Annotated in this window: 5 protein-coding genes and 1 other RNA gene; 4 read left to right on the forward strand and 2 right to left on the reverse strand. The window is 55.7% G+C overall.

The window, feature by feature from the left end; translation table 11 throughout:
- The first annotated feature begins 48 nt into the window (after positions 1–48).
- From ssrA to ABLA28_RS10750, 4 genes are all read left to right on the forward strand, one after another.
- Positions 49–404: a transfer-messenger RNA gene (gene ssrA / locus ABLA28_RS10735) on the forward strand.
- 683 nt (positions 405–1,087) lie between these two features.
- Positions 1,088–1,573, forward strand: a complete 486-nt coding sequence (locus ABLA28_RS10740; protein WP_347713662.1) for a hypothetical protein — start codon at positions 1,088–1,090, stop codon at positions 1,571–1,573.
- Positions 1,566–1,823 carry a hypothetical protein gene (locus ABLA28_RS10745; protein ID WP_314718639.1) on the forward strand — a complete coding sequence of 86 codons (258 nt, stop codon included), beginning with the start codon at positions 1,566–1,568 and terminating at the stop codon, positions 1,821–1,823. Before ABLA28_RS10740 ends, ABLA28_RS10745 begins: the two co-directional genes overlap by 8 nt.
- A 146-nt stretch (positions 1,824–1,969) precedes the next feature.
- Complete coding sequence (locus tag ABLA28_RS10750) at positions 1,970–2,227, forward strand: hypothetical protein (protein WP_347713663.1); 258 nt, start codon at positions 1,970–1,972, stop codon at positions 2,225–2,227.
- 337 nt (positions 2,228–2,564) lie between these two features.
- Here ABLA28_RS10750 and ABLA28_RS10755 read toward each other — a convergent pair whose 3' ends face one another.
- A complete protein-coding gene (locus ABLA28_RS10755) occupies positions 2,565–3,827 on the reverse strand; it encodes a serpin family protein (RefSeq protein WP_347713664.1) in 1,263 nt (420 codons plus the stop codon).
- 19 nt (positions 3,828–3,846) lie between these two features.
- Positions 3,847–4,053 (reverse strand): hypothetical protein (locus ABLA28_RS10760; RefSeq protein WP_347713665.1); only part of this gene is annotated, 207 nt, incomplete at its 5' end.

Genomic DNA, 4,053 nt, shown 5'->3' on the forward strand with positions numbered 1-4,053 from the left:
CAACGCACATGTATCGGATGGAATAAAGTTGATTTAGCAACAAATGCCGGGGGCGCTAGGGCTTCGACGGCACGCGGAGGATCTGGAGGAGCAGGCCGAGCTATGTCCGTAATCCTCGTTAAACATTCGGACAAGACGATAAACGTCGACAATAACTACGCACTGGCGGCTTAAGCCTGCCACGTTGAAGGATGGGTTCCTCTGCCGGCCCGCCGGAGACGTCATTTCAGGCGGATGCTCCGCTTCGCGTCGGACCTTGCCGAAGTGGAAAAGACCAGAGGTCTTGGAAAGAGGAAGGCCGTTTTCTGCCTAACCTCGGACGACAATTAAAAGAAAACTAAGCCTGTAGCGCCGCCACGGTCGGCCCATGTCGGACGGGGGTTCGATTCCCCCCGCCTCCACCAACGAAAATCCTCGGCGCAATCGTAAAAACGTCGAGGTTGATTTTTAAGGAGGGCCTTTCCCGCTCGGGGAAAGGCCCTTTTGGCAACAGAAGAGCGGAGAGCGAGAGGAGCTGCGAAAGATGAACGTGGCCCGCAGCAAAACGTAAAGCCCCGAAAAAATCTGCACCGCCGTATCCACGCACTTTCGGAGGAAAACCTGCAATCCCTTGTCCATGACCTGAGCGAGCTCGAAAAGGGAGAGGCCCATGAACAAAAGACCGTTGCGGCTATAAAGGAGTCTCTCGATCCTGAAAATCGGATTGAATGCCGTGACATCCAGGGTATGTTCAAAAAGTGTGGCGTGAAATGTTCCGACTGAGCATATCTTTGGCTTATAAAAAGGACCTGCAGCTTGCGGAGGCCAGAGGCAGAAATCTGATGTTGCTTGAAACGCCTCTCTCGATACTTTTGGAAGGGTTGCCTTTGCCACCGCAATACAAGGATTATCCTTATAATACGGAAATCAAACTATGGCGCGCTCCCAGTGCTTCACCATCTGACCGGTGGAGCTAGGTCACCAGCACTGTAATATCGTCATTTTTAGACTGTTCTTTCTGTTACCTCCTCTTCAAAATCATGAGGGGATGTTCTTGCTGAGCTTTACAGGCTGCTATAATTAACATACATGAAAGAAGGACAGCAGCATGGGCAAGCAAAGAATTTACTTGGACACGTCCGTGATAAGCCATTTGCAGCATGAAGACGTTCCTGAAAAGATGCAGGACACATTGTCGTTCTGGCGGATGCTCGAGTCGGATAGGTATGAGGTCGTCATATCGGATATCACGCTTATGGAGTTGAAGCAGTGCTTCGAACCCAAGCAATCGGAGTTACTGGGCTATTTGGGTACTATAAACTATGCTCTCCTGCCTCAAACGGATGAGGTGGACGCTTTAGCCGAAGCTTATGTCGAAAACGGAGTCCTGTCACGTAAGAGTATGGGAGATTGTCAACACATCGCTTTTGCTACGATAAGCGGCTGTGACGTGATCGTGTCTTGGAACTTCAAACACATGGTGCGTATGACGACGATTCAAAAGGTCAGAACGATCAACACCATGAAGGGATATTTCAAGCTACTTGATATCGTGTCTCCAACTGTAATGCTGGGAGATGATGCAGATGAATAAGCCGAAAATCAGTCCTGATTTTACCATTGAAGATATACATAGAATCCGTGAGGCCAATGAAGAGCGGCGTCAGGCTATGACTAAGGAGGCTTATCGGGCGGAGGTCAGAGCCGATGCTCTGTTCATTCAGGAGAAAATTCTAAAGATAAAGGAAAAGCGTCTCTCTCAAAATAAGTCGCACTCCCAAATACCCCATTACCCTGCCTCATCGTCCAGGGAGCACACCTCCGTGCCAGCGGGGGATTGCTGAGGAAATCAGGTGGTGAGACGAGACTTTTCCGTCGTGGATACCTCTACAAGGCGCTCCGCCTCCACCAACGAAAATCCTCGGCGCAATCGTAAAAACGTCGAGGTTGATTTTTAAGGAGGGCCTTTCCCGCTCGGGGAAAGGCCCTTTTGGCAACAGAAGAGCGGAGAGCGAGAGGAGCTGCAAAAGATGAACGTGGCCCGCAGCAAAACGCAAAGACCCGAAAAAATCTGCACCGCCGTATCCACGCACTTTCGGAGGAAAACCTGCAATCTCTTGTCCATGACCTGAGCGAGATCGAAAAGGGAGAGGCCCATGAACAAAAGACCGTTGCGGCTATAAAGGAGTCTCTCGATCCTGAAAATCGGATTGAATGCCGTGACATCCAGGGTATGTTCAAAAAGTGACGAAATCCGTGATGAAGCATTTTTGAGGACGCAAGCTGATTTGCGGTCTTAAATGAAAGGAGCTTCCCCAAGACCGGAGAAGCTCCTTGTGTATTTCATATTTCTATAAGCCCCTTCCCCTGGGACCTCGGCTCTTTTGGAGCGGATACCAGGTCGCGTTGAAAGAAATACCTAGTACTCTTGGCCCCCTGATGAAGCCCCTGATAAGGCCCCTGGTGAAGCAACTAAGCGACCCACACCACTCGTGACACTCGTTGGTAATCTGCTTATGGCAGTCTGCTTATGCAAGGGGGACTGCCCCACAGGGGCTTTTGAATCCAACGGGGCCCTTGACGGGTCACTTAAAGCTCTGCGTCCCCATAAAAAGGATCGCTCCCGTCGCGTCGTCCAGGATGAAGAACAGGAAGGGCCGGTCGGCGTGGAACTCCGCGCGCGGCGGAGCCTGCGGGAGCAGGGCCGTGGCGAAGTGTATCGTCGCGCCCGTGGCCGCGGCGGCCTCGGCCCCCTCCTCGTCCACCTCCAGGAACGTCTTGTGCACGACGCTGCCGATGCAGATCGGCTCTTTGTCCTCCGTCATGGCGGAGAAGTCTGCGGCGTCCGAGAAGGCCTGCCCCATCCCTAACGCCGTCAGGAGCTCCTTCAGCTCGTACCGTTCCTCCATCTTGAATTTGGGCAGCCACACGTCCACCTGGTGCTTGGTCATGGAAGCCTGCCAGCGGCGGATGAGGTCAAGCCCGTCGCGATGGGCGAGGTCCTTCAGCAGCTCGTCCATCGCACCCTGCTGCGGCATGGCCAGCAGCATACTGGCGGACCCGCCGTAGGACAGTTTCAGGAGCTTCACCCCCTCCGCCTCCGCGTAGAGGTACTCCTCGTCCGCCTTCATCATGGGGACGTCCCTCGACTCCGTTTCCGAGACATGGAAGGGCTCCGGAACCGTGAGCTCCGGACTGAAGGGCCGGAGCCACCGTCCCTTGAAGTACACGGCGTTCGTCAGGATCATGCGCGTGTCCTTCGGTACGTCGAGGATCAGGTCCTTGATGCGGCCCTTCGTCCTGTCGGACACCCAGCCGTTGATCCTCTGTTTGGCCTCCTCCGGCGCATCCTTAAAGTCCAGCTCCTCCGCCGCTCCGCCGTAGTCCCGGCTCAGCACGTCGCCGAACCCGCTTCGAGGCACCAGCCCCTTCATCAGCCACACGCGGTTGGCGTCGTTCAGGACCGGCTGCCCCTCCTGTCCGTCCATCCGTTCCCGCAGTCCGGCGGACAGGGCCCCAAGGGACGCATGAAAGCCGTCGTCCAGGGAGAGCGCCTTCGCCATCGCCTCGCGGGTTACGCCTGCGGAGCCCTCGTAGGCCATGCCCAGCACGGACAGGATGCTGTAGGGGGAGAAGAAGAAGTCCCCGTTTGACTTCCGAAACTCCGCCGCCGCGCGGAGGGCAAACCCGTCCACGGCACGGGCGGCCGAGAGGGTGGGGGGCGTTTTTTCGGCCTCGCCGGGCCCCGCCGCGGCCACGTTCTCCGCCGCCGTCAGGCACGCCAGGGAGAACAGGCAGAACGCAGCGACCTTCGCCGCCCCCAAAAAGTACCTCGTAAACTGCAGCATACGCAAGCGCCTCCATTCATCATTTGCCAGTGTTTATGCCGAATTCGCCGCCTGCCTGCATGGCTCCTTCCCAGTCATTCTCAGGCAGGGCAGGCAAAAACGACGGCACGGCGAGGGGAAGTGAAAAAGGGACCGCAACGCCTCGATCGATGATGAAGCCATTGTAGTCCCATGGGGCCGATCCTTCATGGAGTTTTCTACGGACGGAGCCCTCCGAAAAAGGGCT

This window comes from uncultured Fretibacterium sp., from assembly GCF_963544685.1.
Lineage (GTDB): Bacteria > Synergistota > Synergistia > Synergistales > Aminobacteriaceae > CAJPSE01.

Excerpts from the sequence above, each read along its gene's own strand:
- ABLA28_RS10740 (WP_347713662.1), top strand. The coding sequence starts at position 1,088 with ATGGGCAAGCAAAGAATTTACTTGGACACGTCCGTGATAAGCCATTTG.
- ABLA28_RS10745 (WP_314718639.1), top strand. The coding sequence starts at position 1,566 with ATGAATAAGCCGAAAATCAGTCCTGATTTTACCATTGAAGATATACAT.
- ABLA28_RS10755 (WP_347713664.1), bottom strand. The coding sequence starts at position 3,827 with ATGCTGCAGTTTACGAGGTACTTTTTGGGGGCGGCGAAGGTCGCTGCG.